The following is a 19,703-nucleotide window of genomic DNA, read 5'->3' on the forward strand; positions in this document are numbered from 1 at the left end:
TATATTATTCGCCTGCTCCAAGCCTTGATTGTTCGCTATTTTCAACCAGGATTTCTGTCGCCGTTTCTTTTAGCGTTTGCCATTCTTGTTCATCCACTTCAATGCCTTTCTCCCACGAGGCTTTTTGGGTGCGAGAAAGTTGCTTTGCCGAAATGTGGATATTGTAACCGTCGGCAACTTCCGAAAAATCAAAGTCATCAATCGAAAGAACAATAGTCATATCGTGAATGATCAATGATTCTGGCGACGCCTGCTCTGAAAAGAAGAGCTCAGGTGATATGCGCCCTTTGTTTAGCACCAGCAGCACTTTCTTAGGATCAGACCCGTTTTCCCAATAGGCTTTACAGGCAATGCCTTTAGACGACAGTTTGGCTAATTCACTGTAGGCGAGCCAGCGATTATGGCACCGTGTTAACTTCAATGTAATTTGACGGTGATTGACCATTTTCTCTAGTGCGAAATCCAATACAACGGGTAAATGACACGCAAGGCTTGACCCGTGAAGATCGATTTCAAGGCTACTATTACCAAGTTCGTATACATCTACGGGGCAATCTTCTTCCTTGCTCATGAATCGGCTGCCATTGTTGAAATGTTTGACACCATTTAGCCCAACCATTTGCAAATCTGCGACCATATTCGCGATGATATCGGCTTCACCACAGTTTCTGCGCATTCCCAAAAATGCTTTGGTGACGGTCGCCACCAATTCGTTATGAGAGACTATCATGGCGCTTTGCCTCCGGTGTATTCGGTTGATGACGGTAACGTAGGAAAGACCCACTCGTCTTCATTGATCTCATCAAGAAGTGGTGCGCCTTGAAAGAACGTTACTCTTACCCAGCGATCTGATCTGGGGTCAAACTTAGTTGCACCGAACATCGCCAATTTGCATCTTAATAAGTGCATAGGCAGCGCATCTTTGTGCAACACATTCATTTGAATGTCGCCCATCACTTTGTTCCCTAATGTCCATGCTCTGCGAGCAATGGCACGGTGTTTTGGGTGCTTCAGTGAAAATTCTGCCATAGATATACTTGGATTTTCGGCGATGAGGGAATGATAAAGTTTGTTCACCTGACGCCCAATATCCAGTGGCAGCTCTTTCTCTTCACCAGGCTCTTCATCTCGCACACCGAGTCTTGGTTCTTCTTTGTCTTGCGAGCGATACCAAAACCAATAGCGGTTGTCGTGCTGAGAATAATCGGTGTTAATTGCCCAGTGATAGCGTGTTTCGAGCAAATCAATAAACTGCTGAACGGTTCTATGACCTTCCAAGTGCAATGACTCATCACAATTCATTTTGTCTTGGTATTTGTCTACTTTTTCAGGGTACAGTTCCATTAAGCAGCTTGTTATTGATTCCTGCGTTTCTAAACTGAAATGAGTACACTGTTCGAGCCATTCTCCCCAGCTTTGATGAACGTCCGAAATGGTATCCATCTCTCTTACAACGCGTTGAAGCTCTTGAACAGCGGCGGTGTTAAGCTGCTTTTGTGGTTCATCTATGGTGACCACTTGATCTAAGTGGCGAATGGCTTTATTTAACAAAGTCACGAGTTTTGAGCGACTTTGTTCATCAGGTGATTGACACAACACTTCTGACAATGCCGACTCTCTTGCGGTTAACCATTGGTCGACAATACAAGGGTGATTAATGAGGTACGGAGCCATGCCGAGCCCCGTCGCATTGCCTACACCAAGGTAGCGTTGAAGTGAGCGATCGAGTTCGACAAAGCGATCCCCACCTTGCAGTTTAGCGAGGTAATTAACCCAGTCTAGGCTGAATTCACGCAGCAGGTAAACCGCACACATTTGAGCACTGAAAGACTGTTTAAAGTCTGGGTTATTTTCCAGCAGCTTAAAATCGGCAATACCAAATTTGCCATTGCCATACACTGCAGTGGTTCGCAATATGTAGCCGACCTTGGCTAACTCATTCGCTTCAGGTTGGATGCCATTAGCTAAACTTGACACAATGTGCTCGAACACTCGCACGCTTTTGTTTGCACGAGCCAACACCAACACGTTGTTGGGGTTGCGACCAGCTTCTTGCAATGGCACGTTTTCACGAAGCCTGTTTAAGAGCACTTGAGATACTTCGCCTTTAACCAGTGCAAAAGTGACATCCCACTTCTCTGCGATCACTCTGTCGTTACGTTCACCGTCTTCAATTTCAGTACAAAACACCACCAGATGGTAGATGTTTTCCGGTGTTTTTAATTGATAAACGACATGACCAAAGCCTTGTGGACACAGCTCCCACTGGTGGTTTGTTACGCTCCATCTCTGATTGGCCATTTTTCGGATCAAGGTTCTAACAAAACTGATCCGGGTTTGGTGCATAGCGCCTAAGCGTTCAGGTGCCATGACGACATCGGCATTGCGATACTGGGCGTTAAAATGAGTTGAACGATGTGCATCCATTTTTGCTCACCACTATGTTGTTATAAGTCAAAATTTTTATAAGACAAATGGTTATAAGAAATAGGGAGGGCAAACACCCACCCGATTATTGGACTAGGTCAACAGGTCCTAGTTTAAGCCTTGTTCTTTAGCTAATTTCATTGCTATTTGCGGCGCATTCCATAGAGAAGGCAGCAAGATCAGCGAAACAGGCACCGCAGTAATCACGATGAACGATTGCAGTGCGGATATCCCACCCGAGCCAAGAGAGATAAGAATTAGCGCTGTAACCCCCATCATTACGCCCCAGAAAGTACGGATAATGGCATTAGGTTCAGTTTCTCCGCTGATCACCACACTGATGGTGTAGGTCATGGAGTCACCTGTTGTTACGATGAAAATAGTCGTAAGAATCAAAAACAAGATAGAGACAAGCATCGGCAACGGTAGCTGTTGAGTTACGGCTAGTAGTGCTCCAGGAAGGTTAAATCCTTCAAAAGCTTTACTGACGGTACCAGGTTCCGCAATTTCAAATGCCAGACCAGAGCCGCCGACAATCGTGAACCAAAAGAACGTCACCAAAGGAGCAATGATGCTGATAGTCGAAATGATTTGACGAATGCTTCGGCCACGAGAAATACGTGCGATAAAGATGGCCATCATTGGTCCATAGCCTAAGAACCAGCCCCAGAAGAACACAGTCCACCAGCTTAACCAGCCTTCGTCACCGCGGTATGTTGCCATTGGAATGAAGTTATCCAACATGGTGCCAACGCCTTGAATGTAGCCATTGAAGATAAAGTTAGTTGGACCAAATAGCAGAATGTAGACCATCAATGCGCAGGCAAGGATAACGTTGAATCGGCTTAGCATCTGCATACCTCTGTTCAAACCACTGATGGCAGAAAGGGTATAAAGAGCGATAGCGAACATCACAATGATCAGTTGAGTAGTAAAGCCGTCAGGGATATCAAACAGAGCATTAAGCGCATAGCTGACTTGTAGACCTAAGAAACCGATAGGACCAATGGTTCCGGCAGCAACAGCCACTATGCAGCAAGCATCAATGAGTGCACCAGTTTGACCTTTCAGTGCGCGTTCACCTAAAACAGGGTAGAGCAAAATGCGAGGTTTTAACGGCAGCCCTTTGTCGTAATGTAGGTGCATGACAACGATAGAAGTCAAACTGCCCACTATCGCCCACGCTAGAAAGCCCCAGTGCATAAATGATTGAGAAAGCGCGTTGATCGCCATTTGTTGGGCATTTTCTTGCGCGCCATACAGAGGAGGTGGGCTAACAAAATGTGCTATTGGTTCTGCCGCTGCCCAGAAGACGCCGCCACCGGCGAGCAAGGTACAGAAGATGATCGCCATCCAGCGAAAACCATTCATTTCCGGTGCAGAGATATTGCCCAAAATGACTTTCCCTGTTCTGCCTGCAGCAAGACCGAGACCAATCAAAAAGGTTAACAGAAGCAGTAATTGCCAATACGGTCCAAATACTTTAACAGACCACGCAAACCCCGTGTTCACGAGCGTAGAGAGAAGTTCTCCATTGAACAAAGCAAGTAGAACGAACAGGGCAATAAAGCCGCCGCTGTACCATAATGCAGGGTTGGTCAGCCCTAACGCATCCGTTGCGCTTTGTGCTGATTTGGTGTTGTCCGATACTGAAGATGTAGGGTTAGTAGCTTCAGTATTTTTCATGCTATTGGTTAGATCAGACATGTGCTGACTCCAGAAGTTTTCTTTGCCGTTGCAAAGGTGTATTTAACACCTGCCCTTATTATTGATTTTGTTAGGCAGGCTGTTCCTTGTTAGGTGAGCTTCAGGTTCTATGTGTGGCAAGGCTCTACATATCACAAAGGCTTTATGTGATAGGCTCTAGCCCGCTTTTCAAAAAGTTGAACCAGTTATCACCGATAATTTGTCCTGCCTCGGGTTCGTTGAACCCATGACGTAGTAATCCGTTATAAATGTTTTCCATTCCTTCGCTGCCAGCGAACCACGGCAGTGAGTCTGGCCAGCCCGAATTGCTTGCCGAGCCTTCACCATAGTCCATGGCTTTTGACCAGCGCCCGTTACGCATCCACTCCAGCACAGACTGAGGTTGGTTTAGGCATAAGTCAGACCCGATAGCGAGATGCTCAACACCCACCATGTCGGCGGTTTTGGCGATCATTTGGCAGAAGTCTTCCAAGGTACAATCACTGCCTTTTGGAAGGTGGAAAGGGTAAAGGCTAAATCCGAGTAGCCCGCCACGTTCAGTGAGCGACTTAATGACATGATCCGATTTATTGCGAAGGGCTTTGTGTGCAAAACTTGGGTTAGCGTGGCTAATACAAATCGGACGAGAAGACATATCGATGGCTTCCAGCGTTGAGCGTTCTGCGCTGTGAGACATATCGATGATCATGCCTACTCGGTTCATTTCCTGAATGGCTTGTTTACCAAATCGAGTAATGCCCATGTCGTGTTGCTCGTAGCAGCCTGTCGCCAACAAACTTTGGTTGTTGTAGGTAAGCTGCATGATCAGCAAACCTTGGCGTTTCATTACTTCGATTAACCCAATCTCATCTTCTATTGGGGAGCAGTTTTGTGCCCCAAAGAAAATACCGACTCTACCCGTGGCTTTTGCTTCTTCCACATCTGCCATGGTGTGAATAGGCATAATGAGATCGGCATTTTGTTCGAATCTCAGGTTCCACTCTGCAAAACGCGTAAGCGTCTCGCGGGTGTTTTCGTGATACACCACAGTGGCGTGCACAGCGGTAATACCGCTGGCTTTTAGAGTTTGAAAATACTCGCGATTCCAGTTGCAGTACTGCAAGCCATCAATCACTATCCTTTGCTGATACATGCCTATTCCTTCCTAGTTGGTGTTCACGATATGATCAGTAAGGACGCTGGTAAGTCGTCTTCACTACGGTGTAAAACTCTTTGGCGTACTGACCCTGTTCACGCGGACCAAAGCTGGATTCTTTGCGCCCACCAAACGGCACGTGATAATCGGTACCAGCTGTTGGCAGATTAACCATGACGCATCCCGTTTGTGCTTGTTGTTTGAAAATGGCACTGGTGCGCAGGCTTTGGGTGATGATGCCGCCAGTCAGACCAAAGCGAGTGTCGTTGGTGACGGCAATGGCTTCTTCGAGGTTCGCAACACGAATGACGCTGGCCATTGGCGCAAACACTTCTTCTTGGTTCACTTCCCATTGATTCTGAGTATCCAAGAACAGAGTCGGTGACATGTAGTAACCTTCGTGAGCGAGGTTTAAACGCTCACCACCAAATGCCAATTCCGCGCCACTTTCTCGGGCTTTGTCGAGCCATGCGAAGTTGGCGTCCAGCTGATTACCATCGACAACCGGCCCCATAAATACGCCGTCTTCGAGTGCGTGGCCGACTTTCAGCTCGCTCATGCGTTTGATCAGTGCTTCCACGTATTGGTCGTGAATACCATCCATGACGACAAGGCGAGAAGATGCGGTACATTTTTGACCAGCACCAGAGAAAGAACCGGCAATAGTGGCATCAACCGCTGTTTGAATATCGGCATCGTCGGCAACCACTAAGGCATTCTTACTGCCCATTTCCAATTGGCTGCGCACAAAGTTGGGTGCGGTTGCAGCAGCAACTTTACGACCGGTTTCAACAGAACCCGTAAAGCTGACCGCGTTAATCTCTTTAGAATTAATCAGAGTGTTACCAACCTTAGAACCACTACCTAGAACGAGGTTGAATGTGCCAGCTGGCAATCCTTGGCGGTGAATAATTTCAGTCAGAGCAACGGCACTGGCAGGAGTGAGGTTAGCGGGTTTCCAAATGACGCTGTTACCAAACGCGAGTGCTGGCGCGATTTTCCAAGCGGCGGTGGCGGTAGGGAAGTTCCATGGGGAAATGATGGCAACCACACCAACCGCTTCACGCGTGACTTCAACAGAAACACCAGGTCGAACAGAATCGGCTGTGTCGCCCATTTGACGAAGAACTTCCGCCGCAAAGTACTGGAAGAACTGCCCAGCGCGGTAGATTTCTCCACGCCCTTCAGCAAAAGGTTTTCCTTCTTCACGAGAAAGTAGCGTACCCAATTCGTCACATCGTGCTATCAACTCATCACCAATCGCTTGCAAGACAGCTTGCTTGCGCTCCATCGGGGCTTTTTCCCACTCTGGCTGTGCGTGTCTTGCTGCGCTGATAGCCTGTTGAGTTTGTTGCTCGCTTGCTTGTGCGAAGGAACCAATGGTATCGGAAATGTCCGATGGGTTGATGTTAGCAACAGTGCTTTCACCTGTATGCCATTCACCACCAATGTAGAGTGCGTTTTCGTAGGGCAATTGAGTCGTCATTGTTGTGTCCTTGTCTGTTCTTTGGCTGCTCATCCCTTATTGTTATAGACGTTTTGCAGCGTGTTCGAATATATGTCGTGTTTATTGAGGCTTGGTTGTTGGCTAAAAAAAGCTACTGAGTCTGCGTCGCAGAAGCGTACACAACGAACTCCACCAACATTTCCTCTCTAGCCAGACCTGCTACAACCATGGCTGCACGGTTAGGGAAGGGGGCGTTAAAGTACTCGGCATAAACACGGTTAACTGTTTGAAGATATTCGCGGTCGGTCACGTAAATCAAAACTTGAAAGACTGAATCCATGGATTCGCCAGCGCACTCAAGGGTATGACTTAAGTTTGCGAAAGTTTGTCGGGTTTGAGCCTCGATACCACCTTCAACAACCGCACCCGTTTCATCAATGGGAATTTGAGCAGTGTAAAGCGTGCCGTTTCCAACGACTGCCCATTCAAGTGGCGCTTTGGAAGCAAAAAGTTCAGTTTTAATTGGTTGTTTTTTAGGTTGTGTATTCACGTCTCGGTTCCAATATGTAACGAAATTGTTTCTTGATGGTTAAATATTGCCCGTTGACAGGTGATAAATCTAACGGTAAATTTTTTACATTTGATAAATAAAATTTATCATCGTGTTTGGCATCAATCCCAAAGAGGGCTGAGAGAAAAATTATGAATATAAAGCTGCAACAACTGATGCATTTTTCTTTCGTCGTAGAAGAAGGGGGGTTTAGAGCGGCGTCGCATCGAGCGAATCGATCTCAGGCGGCGCTTTCCACTTCTATTAAGGAGTTAGAGCGCACATTAGGGCAACCACTTTTTGAAAGTGGCAATAAGTCTGCGTTGACGCCATTTGGTGAAATTTGTGTCCCTAAAATTTCCCAGTTTCTAAATGTGTACCATGCGCTGGATAACGATTTGCGAGCGGCGGCAGCTGGTCAGCAAGGTCGGGTACGCATTGCCAGCGTTCCTTCAGTCGCCGCCAAACTGATTCCAAGTGTGCTGGCTGCATTTTGTGAACAGTTCCCTAGTGTGGAAGTGAGCTTAGTCGACGACAATGCAGCTGGTGTAGAGTCTCGGTTGATGTCTGGAGAAGTCGATCTCGCTTTGGGTAACTGCTCGCACTTGGAAGAAGAATCCATTGATTTTGTTTCGCTGATTTCAGACCCGATTGGAGTGGTGTGTTTGAAAGACAACCCAATCGCGAGCAAACAAGAAGGCATTGCATGGGAAACTCTCATACAGCAACCATTTATTCGAAACGGCACCTGTACCCTGCTGGAATCTACGCCGGCCAGAGTGCTAAGTGAGCGAGCACTCTACTCTGTAGAAAATATTACTTCTTTATTCTCTGTCCTTGAGTTAGGAATAGGTGTGACAACACTTCCAAAACTAGCGTTTCCTACCAATGAAACACGCCTGACTTGGATACCCCTAATCGATCCACCATTACAACGTGAGATAGGGATTTTTAGGTTGTCCGATCGCACTATATCCCCGCAAGCGCAAGCCTTTCACGACCTATGTATCGAGTATCTAAATTACGGTCAGGAGAGTAGGAATGATCTTTAGGTCATAAATTGAACCAATACTGATCAAACTATCAAAAAGCAATTTCTATTTAGGAAAACTCGGTTTTATTCCACTGATATTCACTCTCCAATCTCAATGCATAAGAATGATTTTGCAAACACAAAGGAGATAATAATGGAAAGAAAACCTTTTGCTTTATGTACCTTAGCAGCAAGTATTGCACTTGTTATGGCACCTTCTGTTGCTTTGGCGAGCTCGTCTTCAGACGGTGCGTCAGGCAGCGCAACCCCTACAGTAAACAATAGCCCGCTACCAGCGTTACCTAGCTACCCAAACAAAGCGTATGCCGATGGTGGAAATGTTGAAGCCCTACAATACAACGTCTTTAACGACCCCGATTTCTATAAACCTTTGTCGTATCTTGGGCATTATTTAGGCTTTGGTTGGGCTGGTGGTACGAAATCACGCTATATCGGTGAAGATATGGAAGTGAGGCGTATTGATGAAAAGACATACAGCATCAATGCGCGATACAACAGTAATGATCCACATGCCGATGGCTATTGGGCACACAAGCGGTTAAAAATGAAAGTGAAAGACGTCAAATTGGTGACAAATCCAGCGACATTGGTGTTGGGTGAGCCTGAAGTATACGATCGTGAAGCTTTAGCAACTGTTGATGCAATGGTGTACAACTGCGGAACGACAGAAGACACAGCACCTGTCGATATTGGGTACAACGAAACGACAAGTTGGACAAAAACCGATAACTTCTCGTTTGGTCAATCGCTCAGTGTGACAAACAAATACGAAGTTGGTGTACCACTTATTGGTGGCGCTTCGTCGGAAATCAAAGCCGAATTCAATGCGAGCCAAGGTTGGAGTGAAACGGATGGTAAATCCACCTCAGTTGACCGAAAAGCACAGTACCGAGCGCAAATTCCTGCTATGAATAAACGCTATATTACGCTCACTTTGTTTAAGCAAAAGGCTGACATTCCCTACAATTCATTTGCTTATCTAAGCTACAACCTAGATTTCGAAGGGTTCCTGCGCTGGAGTGGGAATGCGCGATCTGATCATCCAACCAATCGACCTACCATGACGCAAACCTTTGGAAGCACCATTGGTCTTAATGGTCCTCAAAAAATCGCCGACGAATATAAATATTCCTATATTTCTGGGCGTAGTAATTGGGATTGGCACTGGATGAAGGATGAATTTGGTCAGTCTAACCTTAGCTGGGTGCTAGGTAATGTGGCCAAACGTAAATACGGTGCAGCGATGTCTGGTAAGTTCACGACTGTCGATGGCAGTCAATACAACATTACAGCAGGGGCGGCGATTCCATTAACGCAACAAGAGATTTCGACGCTAGCAAATTGTAGCCAACCATCTAATGGTCGTACAGCAAGATTGCGCTCAGCCGGTTCCAATATGGGCTTAGTTGTGGAATCCGTTGAAAGGCTATCTGATGACTATGCGGATGCTAACATCTCTGTTTCTCTAGCGAGCCCATTGACGCAATAGAGAATAAGCCCTTATTCACTAATAGTACCGACACTATTGTTGAGTTCATTTAATGATAGAAGAGTGGTATTGGGGAGTTAGGAAAAATTATCAATATAAAGTAGAGGGGAATTCCCCTCTATTTTTATATTATAAAGTTCTAAATTAAAGTTCATTGCTTAATGCTGGTTTGATTATAGGGTTTTCAATAACACAGGATTGACTTGGTATTATTTCGGCTAAATTTTGTTTGAGGAAATCAATTAAAGTTCGGGTGGGTGTCGTTAATAATTGTCTATTGGGAAATATTAAGCTGATATCTTGTGGTGGTAATGATTTGTCTTTTAACAATATAACCATATCACCATTTATAACGTTATCCTTAATATTAAAATAAGGAAGTATAGAGATAGCATTTATCGACTTTATGGCATTAATGGCACATCTATCTGAATTTACTTTCATAACTACGTTATCTGTTGAAACGTAGTTAGATAAAAAATTCTTATATAATGAAAAGGTTGTCGCTACATTTAAAACAATAGGTAACTGGCTAATATAATGGATGTTATCCCTTTCTTGTTTAGGGACTAAGTTAGAAGGGGCAACAAGTACTCGAGGTATTTGCCCAAGCTTTACAGAGACGACATCTTGTTCGGTCACTTTTCCAATTCGTAAAACCAAGTCATACCCCATACGTGAAATAGACTCTCTTGTATCGTTCATACAGATATCTAGATGGATGTCGGGGTACTGATTGATGAACTTTAATAAGATAGGAAAAACAACGTCTTCACCAAAACGTCGCGGCAGTCCAAGCCTAACAGTGCCTTTCATCGTACTTTCTATATTGGGCATCATTAGCTCATTATAGCCATGTAGCAAGTCTCGGGCTTTTTGATAGAAGTCGATTCCTTTATTGGTTAACGATATTTTATTTCCCTTTCTATTTAATAATTGATATCCCACTTCTTTCTCAAGATATTGTACACGTTTACTGACGGTTGATATGGAAACAGAAAGCTGCTCTGCGGCAAGAGAGAAGCTATTGGCATTTACTACGGTAACAAAAGCTTTTATTTTTAGAAATTTATCCATTTTACCAACTTAACGAATAACATGGTTATTTATTGATGATATGCTGTAAAACTAAATATAGGATTGGTTTTTGTAAGGTTATTAATAATGTTAAATTGTTCGATAAGATTTTATTATAACTTTATTATTTCTATGGAAATGTGATTTTAATTCTAAAATTGTTGTTAATCAGCTCAATTTTATCAATTGACCCATACTTATTTAGCTATATCTAAATAAGTATGGGTTAAATAATATAAGTATTCATATTGAATGAGAAACCATAGACCAGCAAAGGCTCACCTTGTTTAGAGTAGTAGCAGCCAAGTTGACACAGTAAGTTGAAGATAAATTTAGTGTGTGAAATAGGAGAAATGCAAGAATTCTCAAAAATTACACCTTGTCATATAGGGTTCAAACTAGTGAAACACGACTGTCATAAATCCCTCCTAAAGTGAGCAGCGTCAAGTGAAACACAACGGCGATGAATGCCACTAAAGGAAATTGTGATGAAAAAAACAGTAATCGGTGCATTAGCTCTACTAGGCACACTAACAGTAAACCCAGTTCTAGCTAAAGAAACTATCTCTGCTGTCGGTTCTAGCAGTGTTACTCCACTGATGGAAGTGTTCTCTGAAACTTACATGAAAGCGAACGGAAACGTCTTCATTGAAGTTCAAGGTCCTGGTTCTTCTGCTGGTGTGAAAGCCGCGAAAAATGGAAGTGCGGATCTAGGTATGTCATCTCGCAACCTAAAAAGTTCTGAAAAAGAGCCAGCGCTAAAAGAACTGGTTGTTGCTCGTGATGGTATCGCGGTTGTGGTTAACCCTAAAAACGGTTTGAAAGGTCTTACGGCTGAACAAGTAACAGCTATCTATAAAGGCGAAGTGACTAACTGGAAACAAGTTGGCGGTGCTGACAAGCCTATCGTTGCAATTACTCGTGATACTGCGTCAGGTACTCGTGGTGCATTCGAAGACATCATGAAGCTGAAAAAGAAAATCTCTGGTAAAAAGGTTTCAGCGATTTCTCAACGTGCACAAGTTGCTAACGGCAATGGCGCGCTAAAAACAATGGTAGCAAGTAACCCGTTTGCAATTGGCTACATTTCTTTAGGTACCGTTGATTCTTCGGTTCAAGCTCTGGATATCGACGGCACACCAGCCACTGTGGAAAACGTGAAAAACGGTTCATATAAAGTCGCTCGCCCATTCCTTGTATTGTTCAAAGAAGGCAACCCATCGCCTGAAACGCAAAAATTCCTAGATTGGATGCTTGAGAAAGAAGCGCAATCTCTTGTAGCGAAAAAAGGCTACATCACAGTTAACTAAGCTCCTTTTTAAAATATTTGCTCAGCTCGCGAGGGCTGAGCGTTTTCCATTTCGAACCTTTCGATATGAGTATTTTTTATGACCATCGCGATCAATAGTGAAAAGTCTATGAGTGGCGAAAACACAGAAAAAAACCGTCCACTGCGTGAGAAAAAGCGCGTAGATTGGAAAGAGCGTATCTTCCATTCTTTATTCCTGAGCAGTGCCGTTATCGGTATCGTCTCTTTAGCAACCATTGCTTACTTCATCGTTGCAGAAAGTATTCCAGCCTTCCAAGAAGCAGGTGTAACCGGCATCGTTTTTGGGCAGGACTGGTTGCCGCCGGCACTTTACGGTGTTGCGACCATGATTGTGGCGTCGGTAGTGTCTACCTTCGGCGCGGTTATTGTGGGTGTGCCAATTGGTGTGTTAACCGCTATCTTCATTGCTGAAATTGCACCAAAACGCTTAGCCGATATCATCCGCCCTGCGGTTGAACTGTTAGCGGGTATTCCTTCCGTGGTATACGGATTCTTCGGGTTGGTAATCATTGTTCCACTGATTCAGCAGATCTTTAATGTTCCGGCAGGTAACACGATTTTAGCTGGGATCATCGTATTGGGTGTGATGATTTTACCCACTGTGATCACCGTATCCGAAACCTCTATCCGCGCGGTTCCGAGAACCTACAAAGAAGGCTCTTTGGCTCTGGGCGCATCAAAAATTTATACCATTTTTAAGTTGCTTGTTCCTGCTGCGCGCTCGGGAATTATGACTGGCGTCATTCTAGGTATTGCCCGTGCATTGGGTGAAACCATGGCCATTATTATGGTGATGGGGAATGCCCCTGCGATGCCTGAAGGCATTTTGGATTCCGCACGTACATTAACCGCGAACATCGCTATCGAAATGTCGTACGCAAGTGGTGTTCACGCTAGTGCACTCTACGCGACAGGCGTGGTATTGCTGGTATTCATCATGAGTTTGAATGCCGTTCTTCTGTACCTAAACCGTGAGAAGGCGAAGTAATCATGAGCAATAACACTCAAGTAAGTAAGCTGAAAAAAGCACGTAACTTTAAAGACGGCATGCTAAACGCCTTTGTTTGGATTTCCGCAGCATTAACTGTTGGCTTTCTGTTTTGGATTATCTGGTACATCTTGTCCAACGGGTTGAAACACGTCGATTGGGCATTCGTCACCGATAACTACACGCGCACTGGGGATGAACAAGGTATCTTCCCAATGATTGTGTCGACAATCTACATGGTTATCGCGTCCATCGCGGTGGCTGCGCCGCTTGGTATTATGACGGCCATCTACCTGACGGAATACGCCAAAGTGGGCAGTAAACTCGTGAAGATCATCCGTTTCTGTACTGAATCACTGGCGGGGATACCTTCCATCATATTTGGTTTGTTCGGTATGACATTCTTTGTTGCCATATTAGGGCTCGGGTTCTCGATTCTATCGGGTGCGTTAACACTGAGTATCCTCATTCTTCCTGTCATCATCCGTACGACAGAAGAAGCCCTAATGGCTGTTCCACAAACGTTCCGCGAAGGCTCTTACGGTCTTGGCGCTTCTAAAATCTACACTATCTGGCGCTTAATATTGCCAAGCGCAATGCCAGGTATTTTAACCTCGGTCATTCTTAGTATTGGTCGTGTCATTGGTGAATCCGCTCCTGTTTTCCTAACAGCGGGCATGGTTGCGCGCATTCCAGATTCTTTGTTGGATTCTGGTCGAACGCTAACCGTTCACCTTTATAAGCTGACAACCGAGCTGTTCACTGTTGAAGAGTGGAACCAAGCCTACGGTACAGCCACCGTTCTTATCGTCGTTGTCTTGTTGATCAACATGATCACCAAACTTATCGCAAGACGCTTTAATACCGCGACGTACTGATATTTCAACGTACAGATACTTCATCGTACAGGCACTGCGACGTACAAATACAGAACCTTTTGCTTAAGCGAAATGACACAGATTTAAAGAATTAAGAGAGTAAGTAATGAATAAGTTTGATATTGAGAATCTAGACCTATTTTACGGCAGTAACCAAGCCCTTAAGAGCATCAATCTACCTATCCCATCTCGTCAAGTGACCGCATTGATAGGTCCGTCGGGTTGCGGTAAATCTACGCTTCTACGCTGTTTAAACCGCATGAACGATCTGATCGAAGGGGTGAAGATTACGGGTAAGCTCGATATGGATGGTGAGAACATCTACGGCAATATCGATGTGTCTGACTTGCGCATCAAAGTTGGGATGGTTTTTCAGAAACCGAACCCGTTCCCAATGAGCATTTATGAAAATGTGGCGTATGGATTACGTGCTCAAGGCGTGAAAGACAAAAAACACATCGATTCTGTTGTCGAGAAATCACTTCGCGGTGCGGCATTGTGGGACGAAGTAAAAGATCGTTTGAAGTCTCATGCATTTGGGTTGTCCGGCGGTCAGCAGCAACGTCTATGTATTGCTCGAACCATTGCCATGGAACCCGATGTGATCTTGATGGACGAACCGACTTCTGCGCTGGACCCGATTGCTACACACAAAATCGAAGAGCTGATGGAATCGCTAAAGAAAGATTACACCATCGTTATCGTCACGCACTCCATGCAGCAAGCTCGCCGTATTTCAGATCGAACCGCCTTCTTCTTGATGGGCGAATTGGTTGAACACGATGATACGCCAGTCATCTTCAGCCAGCCAAAAGACGACCGCACACAAGGCTACGTTAACGGCGACTTTGGTTAACACACTGGCTTATAAGAAACGCTTTTACTGGCATAGACTTATAACTATAAGCGATGGTACTTCTTGCCCCTCTACCGGAGGGGCTTTTTTGTTTTTAAAGGGGAAGCTGATTGCGGCTGAGTCGACCCAATACATCGAGACCTTGTTGATGCCAGAAATGCAGCAGGTCGATGAAAATCCAGTTTTCAGCCAGTTTGTTGCCATCGCGTCGGTAGATGTCGATCACTCGCATATCCACGGGTTTATTGAAGGCGGGCATGCCCATAAAGCCGCCTTTTGGGGTTAATGTCAGGTTTGGCCATCCAAAGAAACCACCGAACTCTCCTTCGGCTAAACGGCAAATATGCCCGTTGAAGATTCGGTCATCAAACGCCTCACGAAAAGGACCGGAGTGCTGTTTAGCATAACGTTCGATGGTGTAGCTGGCACCGATTCCAGCCGGCCCCCACCAGATCATGTCGTCGTGCCACGTGAGTGCCAGTTCTTCCTCCAGAGACAGCGCGTTTTTCCAGTTACCAATGTCACTGATCATGCTGTTAATGAGTGCCAGCGTTTTATCACTTTCCTCCGACGGCTGTGTATCAATCATCACTCCGTTGTGGGTCATCGGACCGGGTTGCACCATAAATGCCCCCGTTTGTGGCGGAAACGGGTTTACTCCCGCCTGAACCATCAGATGAGGAATGTCGAAGAACATCGCGGTTTGTTGAATTTTGCCATTCGAGACTTCATGAAACTCGCAGTAGCGTAAAAATGCCATCTTATGAGTCGCTGGAATACCGAGCCAGTTTTGATCCAAAAGCCCCATTAAGTGCCCCATGGACACCACCCAAACAGAGGGGGCATCGGACAAACTGTTTTGTGCCGCCATCAGCACGTCTTGTCTGCGCTGAATGCGTTGCAAGGATTGCTTCAATGGTTGCCAGAACGATGTGCTCAGTTCATTCAGTGAGTTGATTTCATTAAATGGGTGGCACCCTCTCCATTGGTAATCTTCTGAGGTATGGCGCGCCAGCACTTCCTCCACATTTTCTGGGTTGGCGCTGTCTAGCTCTTTGAAAAATGCCAAGACAACCTGCTTGGCATTTTGAGTGTCTGATGACATGAATTTTCCTTATATAACCTGAATTCTTGAAGTCACTTGGGTATGGAACGTTAGCCTTTCACTGCGCCAGCGGTTAGCCCTGAAACGATCTGACGCTGGAAGAAAAGCACTAAGAAGAACAGAGGCACCATGGCAGACACCACAGCGGCAACGGCAAACATCACATTGCCCTCTACCTGAGTTGTGCCAAGGAAGCTGGCGATCTTCGGAATCATGGTTTGATTATCTTGGCTGAGCAGCATACCAGTGACGGCAAAATCGTTGTAAGCCAGCAAGAAACTGAACAGCCCAGTTGTAACCACCCCTGGCCACATCACCGGAATGATCACGTGGCGAAATGCCTGAAAGCGAGTGCACCCATCCACCATGGCACTCTCGTCCATGTCTTTCGGGATATTCAAAAAGAACGAATGCAACATCCACAACGTGAAGGGCTGATTGATGGCCACCAATACAATGATGGTGGTGGGTAAGTGACCCCACAAATTCCATTCAAAGAAAGGCAACAAGTAACCAGAGACCAAAGATATGTGTGGCATTGCGCGAAATACCAGAGCAATCATTAAAATCCATATCGAGTACCGAAACCCTGAACGTGCCAGCGCATAACCACCGAGCGTGCCAATGGTCAGAGAAATCACCACCGCGCAAACCACCACGATCATGGTGTTTATAGAAGCGACCCAAAAGCCTTGTTCTACCCATGCACCGTAATAGCCTTTGAACGTGAATTCACTGCCTGTTTCAACCAGAGTTTTTACTCCGTAGATGGCATTCATCCAGTCTGACTTTGAAAAGAAATCGCCCTGAACTTTAAAGGAGCCCCAGGTTGTCCATAAAAATGGACCTGCGGCAACAATCAACCATCCGATCACAAACAAAATCGAGGCGGTTTTCAGCCATGGGGATTTTTTATCTATTGCTTGTTCCATGTGCATTTCTCCTACGCGGGTTTCTTGTTAAATCCACGCCAGGTGCGGATCAGTACAGGGGTAAGCAGAATGGCAATACCCACAATGGTTAACATGGAAGTGGCTGCTGCGGAGCCAAAGAGCTGTGCGTCGCCTTCTTTCAGATCGTGATAAATGATCCAGCTTAGCGAGGTGGCGTTGGCTTCGGCAGCAAACCCGACAATCGGCTCAAATACGCGGAAGTTATCCATCAACTGCATCAGGGCAACAAACGTTAACAACGGTGCCATATGCGGAATCACAATATAACGAATACGTTCCCAGCGAGATGCCCCGTCGATCATCGCTGCTTCAACCGTATCCGTTGGCACGGTCTGTAATCCGGCATAGAACACGATGAAAGAGAAGGGAATCGAGTGCCAGACGCCATACACAAACAAAGTGATCCAAGTGAGCGTTGGTGACGCTTTCAACGATAAATCAGGATCATCAAATAAGATTTGTAGGGAAGCGCCAATCACACCGTCGGCATCGATCATCCAGAACAGAATCAACGAACCAATAAGTGGCGTAACAATCATGGGCAGTAAGGAGAAGAAGATGGTCGGCCCCTTAAAAAACTTGGGCAGTGCATTCACACCAAGCGCGACAAGCATCCCCAAAACGATCACCATCGGCGTAACAATAAAGGTATAACTGAGGGTAAAAATTAGCGCCTTGTAAAACGGCATATTCAGCAGTTTCGAGGTGAAATCAGACAGAGAGTCTGAGCTATCCCACGCTTCGCCCACTTCGGAAAACGCCAGATGATTTCGGTTGGTGTAGGTGCCAAACCCGTTGAATCGCCCTAAAGGCTGCTCCTCACGCAGTTTGTTGGTGGCATCCAAATCAATGGCCGTCGTTTTGGAACAGCCAAAAGGGCCACATTGTTCGGTTTCTATCACCACTTGCTCGTGCTCGACGTAAAGCGACTGCACAAAGATGGAAACGATGGGAAAAGCGATCAACAGAATCATGATCGTCAAAGACGGCCACATAAACTGCAAAAAAGTGCGATGGGGCATACGTATAACCTCAATGCCAAACACCACTCCCTCTGACTCTACTCAAGCGAGAGGGAATGGGAGAAGTGAATTACAAGAAGCCCTGTTCTTTCGCAGACGCGGTATAAGCAGCTTCGGCATCTTTCAATGCCTGTTCTGCCGACTCTTTGCCTTGCAGGAAGTCGGACAATTCAGAGCCAAGTGCAGAGTGGAGAGACCCCATATAAGGCAGCATTGGGTATGGGCGCGCTTTGTTTTGCACTGAGTCGATCACCCCTTTAGCCGCATCGTTAGGTTGGTAGCCTTCAATCAGCCACACTGCTTTTTCGCTGTTGGCTTTCATCATTTCCGTTGAGGTCGCTTTAACCATGACTTTGAACGTCGCTTCGGCATCTTCGTCTGAAAGGTTCTTAGAAACGGTCCAGCCATCCCACCATAATGTGGTAGCAGGCAAACCGCCTTTCTCCAGTGATGGCGTGCTGACCAAACGAGTCGAAGCCACAATATCTGATTCTGAGCCTTCGTCGTCCAAGATGGCGCTACCACGAGACCCCCACATCACAGCAAACGCCACTTTTCCGTCTTCCCACAAAGACTGCGTCACGTTGGAATCAAACGTTAGATAGTCTGGGTTAGACAGTTCCGTCAGGGCTTTGAGCGTATTCAGCGCTTTCACGCCCATCGCATTATTGATATTGGGCTGTGCACTGCTGCCTTTAAAGAAATCACCACCTGTAGCGCTGTACATATTGATGAACTCTTCACCGAGGTTCCAACCCGTTTTGGTGTTTAAGGCAATAGGGTTAGCCATGATGTCTTTGTCGCGAATAACTTTTGCTGCAGCAATCAACTCGTCGTAGGTAGTCGGTGGCTCTACGCCAGCCAACTTAAGGATATCTTCGCGGTAGAAGAGGTGTTGGCTGTTCGCCATAAATGCCACCGCCATCACCTTACCGTCGACACGAATCAATTGAGAAGGTTGTAGGCTGGCACCGTACTTGGCGACCAAGTCATCCAAAGGGCGAACCAAGCCTTCGTTGAGCAGCGGGACAATCGAGCTGGTTGAGACGATTGCGCTTGAATATTTCGCAGGGTTGGCTTTGAGTGCCGCTACCTGAAGGTTGCGATGGTCTTTTGTCTGGTTTTTGGACACCGTGACTTTATCGCTGGCGCACGTTTCTGCCATGTTGGCCACGGCGTGCAATGCAGGGAAGTCGTTGGAAAGAATGCTTACTTTACCCGACTCTACTCCACAACTCGCGTACACATTGCTTGCGCTGGCGATGGCGACGGTGGCCGCAGCACGCAACGCCCATTGAGTTACATTTGCCATGTTTTCTACTCCTTTAGCTGGCAGCATCAAGTGGGCAATACCACGATAGGCGGCTGGTTTCTTTGTTCGACGACGTCGACAACTCAGCGGCGTTTCCTTGCCCTTTTCCTAAAAAATGGGAACGTATGCAAAAATCCTATGCTTTAAAGTTACTTTTGATCAAGATTTGTATTTATTTTGTAAATAAATTGTGATTGTTGATTTAATTGTTTGATTAATAAAGATTTATATTGATTTTTGAATATTTTGGATGTTGTCGTAACTTATTGAATTACTAAAAATATCCGGGTTTTTATACTTTTTGATTGAATTGTTATTAGTGTGATCACCTTCTAATTTGCTTAAATTGTGACCTTGTTGATTAAAAAGTCGT

Annotated in this window: 17 protein-coding genes; 6 read left to right on the forward strand and 11 right to left on the reverse strand. The window is 45.7% G+C overall.

Going from position 1 to position 19,703, the window contains the following annotated elements:
- Positions 1-4: 4 nt before the first annotated feature.
- From LDO37_RS19555 to LDO37_RS19580, 6 genes are all read right to left on the reverse strand, one after another.
- Positions 5-730, reverse strand: coding sequence for a DUF3726 domain-containing protein (locus tag LDO37_RS19555; protein ID WP_101110329.1), 726 nt, complete (start codon positions 728-730; stop codon positions 5-7).
- Positions 727-2,427: a hypothetical protein gene (locus tag LDO37_RS19560; RefSeq protein ID WP_126606516.1), complete on the reverse strand. Its 1,701-nt coding sequence runs from the start codon at positions 2,425-2,427 to the stop codon at positions 727-729. The genes LDO37_RS19555 and LDO37_RS19560 overlap by 4 nt, the downstream gene beginning before the upstream one ends.
- Positions 2,428-2,535: 108 nt before the next feature.
- Positions 2,536-4,134 (reverse strand): BCCT family transporter, encoded by a 1,599-nt coding sequence (locus LDO37_RS19565; RefSeq protein WP_126606517.1) that lies wholly within the window; start codon positions 4,132-4,134, stop codon positions 2,536-2,538.
- 142 nt (positions 4,135-4,276) lie between these two features.
- A complete protein-coding gene (locus tag LDO37_RS19570) occupies positions 4,277-5,266 on the reverse strand; it encodes a membrane dipeptidase (RefSeq protein ID WP_126606518.1) in 990 nt (329 codons plus the stop codon).
- A 34-nt stretch (positions 5,267-5,300) separates the two neighbouring features.
- Positions 5,301-6,755, reverse strand: coding sequence for an aldehyde dehydrogenase family protein (locus LDO37_RS19575; RefSeq protein WP_101110321.1), 1,455 nt, complete (start codon positions 6,753-6,755; stop codon positions 5,301-5,303).
- A gap of 112 nt (positions 6,756-6,867) precedes the next feature.
- Positions 6,868-7,266 carry a RidA family protein gene (locus LDO37_RS19580; RefSeq protein ID WP_126606519.1) on the reverse strand — a complete coding sequence of 133 codons (399 nt, stop codon included), beginning with the start codon at positions 7,264-7,266 and terminating at the stop codon, positions 6,868-6,870.
- A 152-nt stretch (positions 7,267-7,418) separates the two neighbouring features.
- On the opposite strand from LDO37_RS19580, the gene LDO37_RS19585 reads away from it, so the two are divergent.
- Both LDO37_RS19585 and LDO37_RS19590 read left to right on the forward strand, forming a co-directional pair.
- Complete coding sequence (locus tag LDO37_RS19585) at positions 7,419-8,318, forward strand: LysR family transcriptional regulator (RefSeq protein WP_126606520.1); 900 nt, start codon at positions 7,419-7,421, stop codon at positions 8,316-8,318.
- Positions 8,319-8,453: 135 nt separating this feature from the next.
- Positions 8,454-9,809, forward strand: a complete 1,356-nt coding sequence (locus tag LDO37_RS19590) for an aerolysin family beta-barrel pore-forming toxin (protein WP_126606521.1) — start codon at positions 8,454-8,456, stop codon at positions 9,807-9,809.
- A gap of 144 nt (positions 9,810-9,953) precedes the next feature.
- On the opposite strand, the gene LDO37_RS19595 is transcribed toward LDO37_RS19590, so the two are convergent.
- Positions 9,954-10,886, reverse strand: coding sequence for a LysR family transcriptional regulator (locus LDO37_RS19595; RefSeq protein ID WP_224055764.1), 933 nt, complete (start codon positions 10,884-10,886; stop codon positions 9,954-9,956).
- 488 nt (positions 10,887-11,374) lie between these two features.
- Here LDO37_RS19595 and LDO37_RS19600 point away from each other — a divergent pair, with 488 nt between their 5' ends.
- From LDO37_RS19600 to pstB, 4 genes are all read left to right on the forward strand, one after another.
- Positions 11,375-12,196 carry a phosphate ABC transporter substrate-binding protein gene (locus LDO37_RS19600; protein WP_126606971.1) on the forward strand — a complete coding sequence of 274 codons (822 nt, stop codon included), beginning with the start codon at positions 11,375-11,377 and terminating at the stop codon, positions 12,194-12,196.
- A gap of 78 nt (positions 12,197-12,274) precedes the next feature.
- On the forward strand, positions 12,275-13,204 hold the full coding sequence (gene pstC, locus LDO37_RS19605) for a phosphate ABC transporter permease subunit PstC (RefSeq protein ID WP_126606970.1): 930 nt from the start codon (positions 12,275-12,277) through the stop codon (positions 13,202-13,204).
- Positions 13,205-13,206: 2 nt separating this feature from the next.
- Positions 13,207-14,082, forward strand: coding sequence for a phosphate ABC transporter permease PstA (gene pstA, locus LDO37_RS19610; protein ID WP_126606969.1), 876 nt, complete (start codon positions 13,207-13,209; stop codon positions 14,080-14,082).
- A gap of 106 nt (positions 14,083-14,188) precedes the next feature.
- A complete protein-coding gene (gene pstB / locus LDO37_RS19615; RefSeq protein ID WP_101110309.1) occupies positions 14,189-14,938 on the forward strand; it encodes a phosphate ABC transporter ATP-binding protein PstB in 750 nt (249 codons plus the stop codon).
- Positions 14,939-15,032: 94 nt separating this feature from the next.
- On the opposite strand, the gene LDO37_RS19620 is transcribed toward pstB, so the two are convergent.
- The 4 genes from LDO37_RS19620 to LDO37_RS19635 all read right to left on the reverse strand — a co-directional run bounded on the left by LDO37_RS19620 (position 15,033) and on the right by LDO37_RS19635 (position 19,330).
- Positions 15,033-16,043: an ester cyclase gene (locus LDO37_RS19620; protein WP_126606968.1), complete on the reverse strand. Its 1,011-nt coding sequence runs from the start codon at positions 16,041-16,043 to the stop codon at positions 15,033-15,035.
- Positions 16,044-16,093: 50 nt separating this feature from the next.
- Complete coding sequence (locus LDO37_RS19625) at positions 16,094-16,975, reverse strand: carbohydrate ABC transporter permease (RefSeq protein WP_126606967.1); 882 nt, start codon at positions 16,973-16,975, stop codon at positions 16,094-16,096.
- 11 nt (positions 16,976-16,986) lie between these two features.
- Complete coding sequence (locus LDO37_RS19630) at positions 16,987-18,018, reverse strand: carbohydrate ABC transporter permease (protein ID WP_126606966.1); 1,032 nt, start codon at positions 18,016-18,018, stop codon at positions 16,987-16,989.
- A gap of 70 nt (positions 18,019-18,088) precedes the next feature.
- The gene (locus LDO37_RS19635) at positions 18,089-19,330 is read right to left on the reverse strand and encodes an ABC transporter substrate-binding protein (protein WP_126606965.1); all 1,242 of its coding nucleotides are present in this window, start codon (positions 19,328-19,330) and stop codon (positions 18,089-18,091) included.
- Positions 19,331-19,703 lie beyond the last annotated feature (373 nt).

It is taken from the genome of Vibrio penaeicida (assembly GCF_019977755.1).
Lineage (GTDB): Bacteria > Pseudomonadota > Gammaproteobacteria > Enterobacterales > Vibrionaceae > Vibrio > Vibrio penaeicida.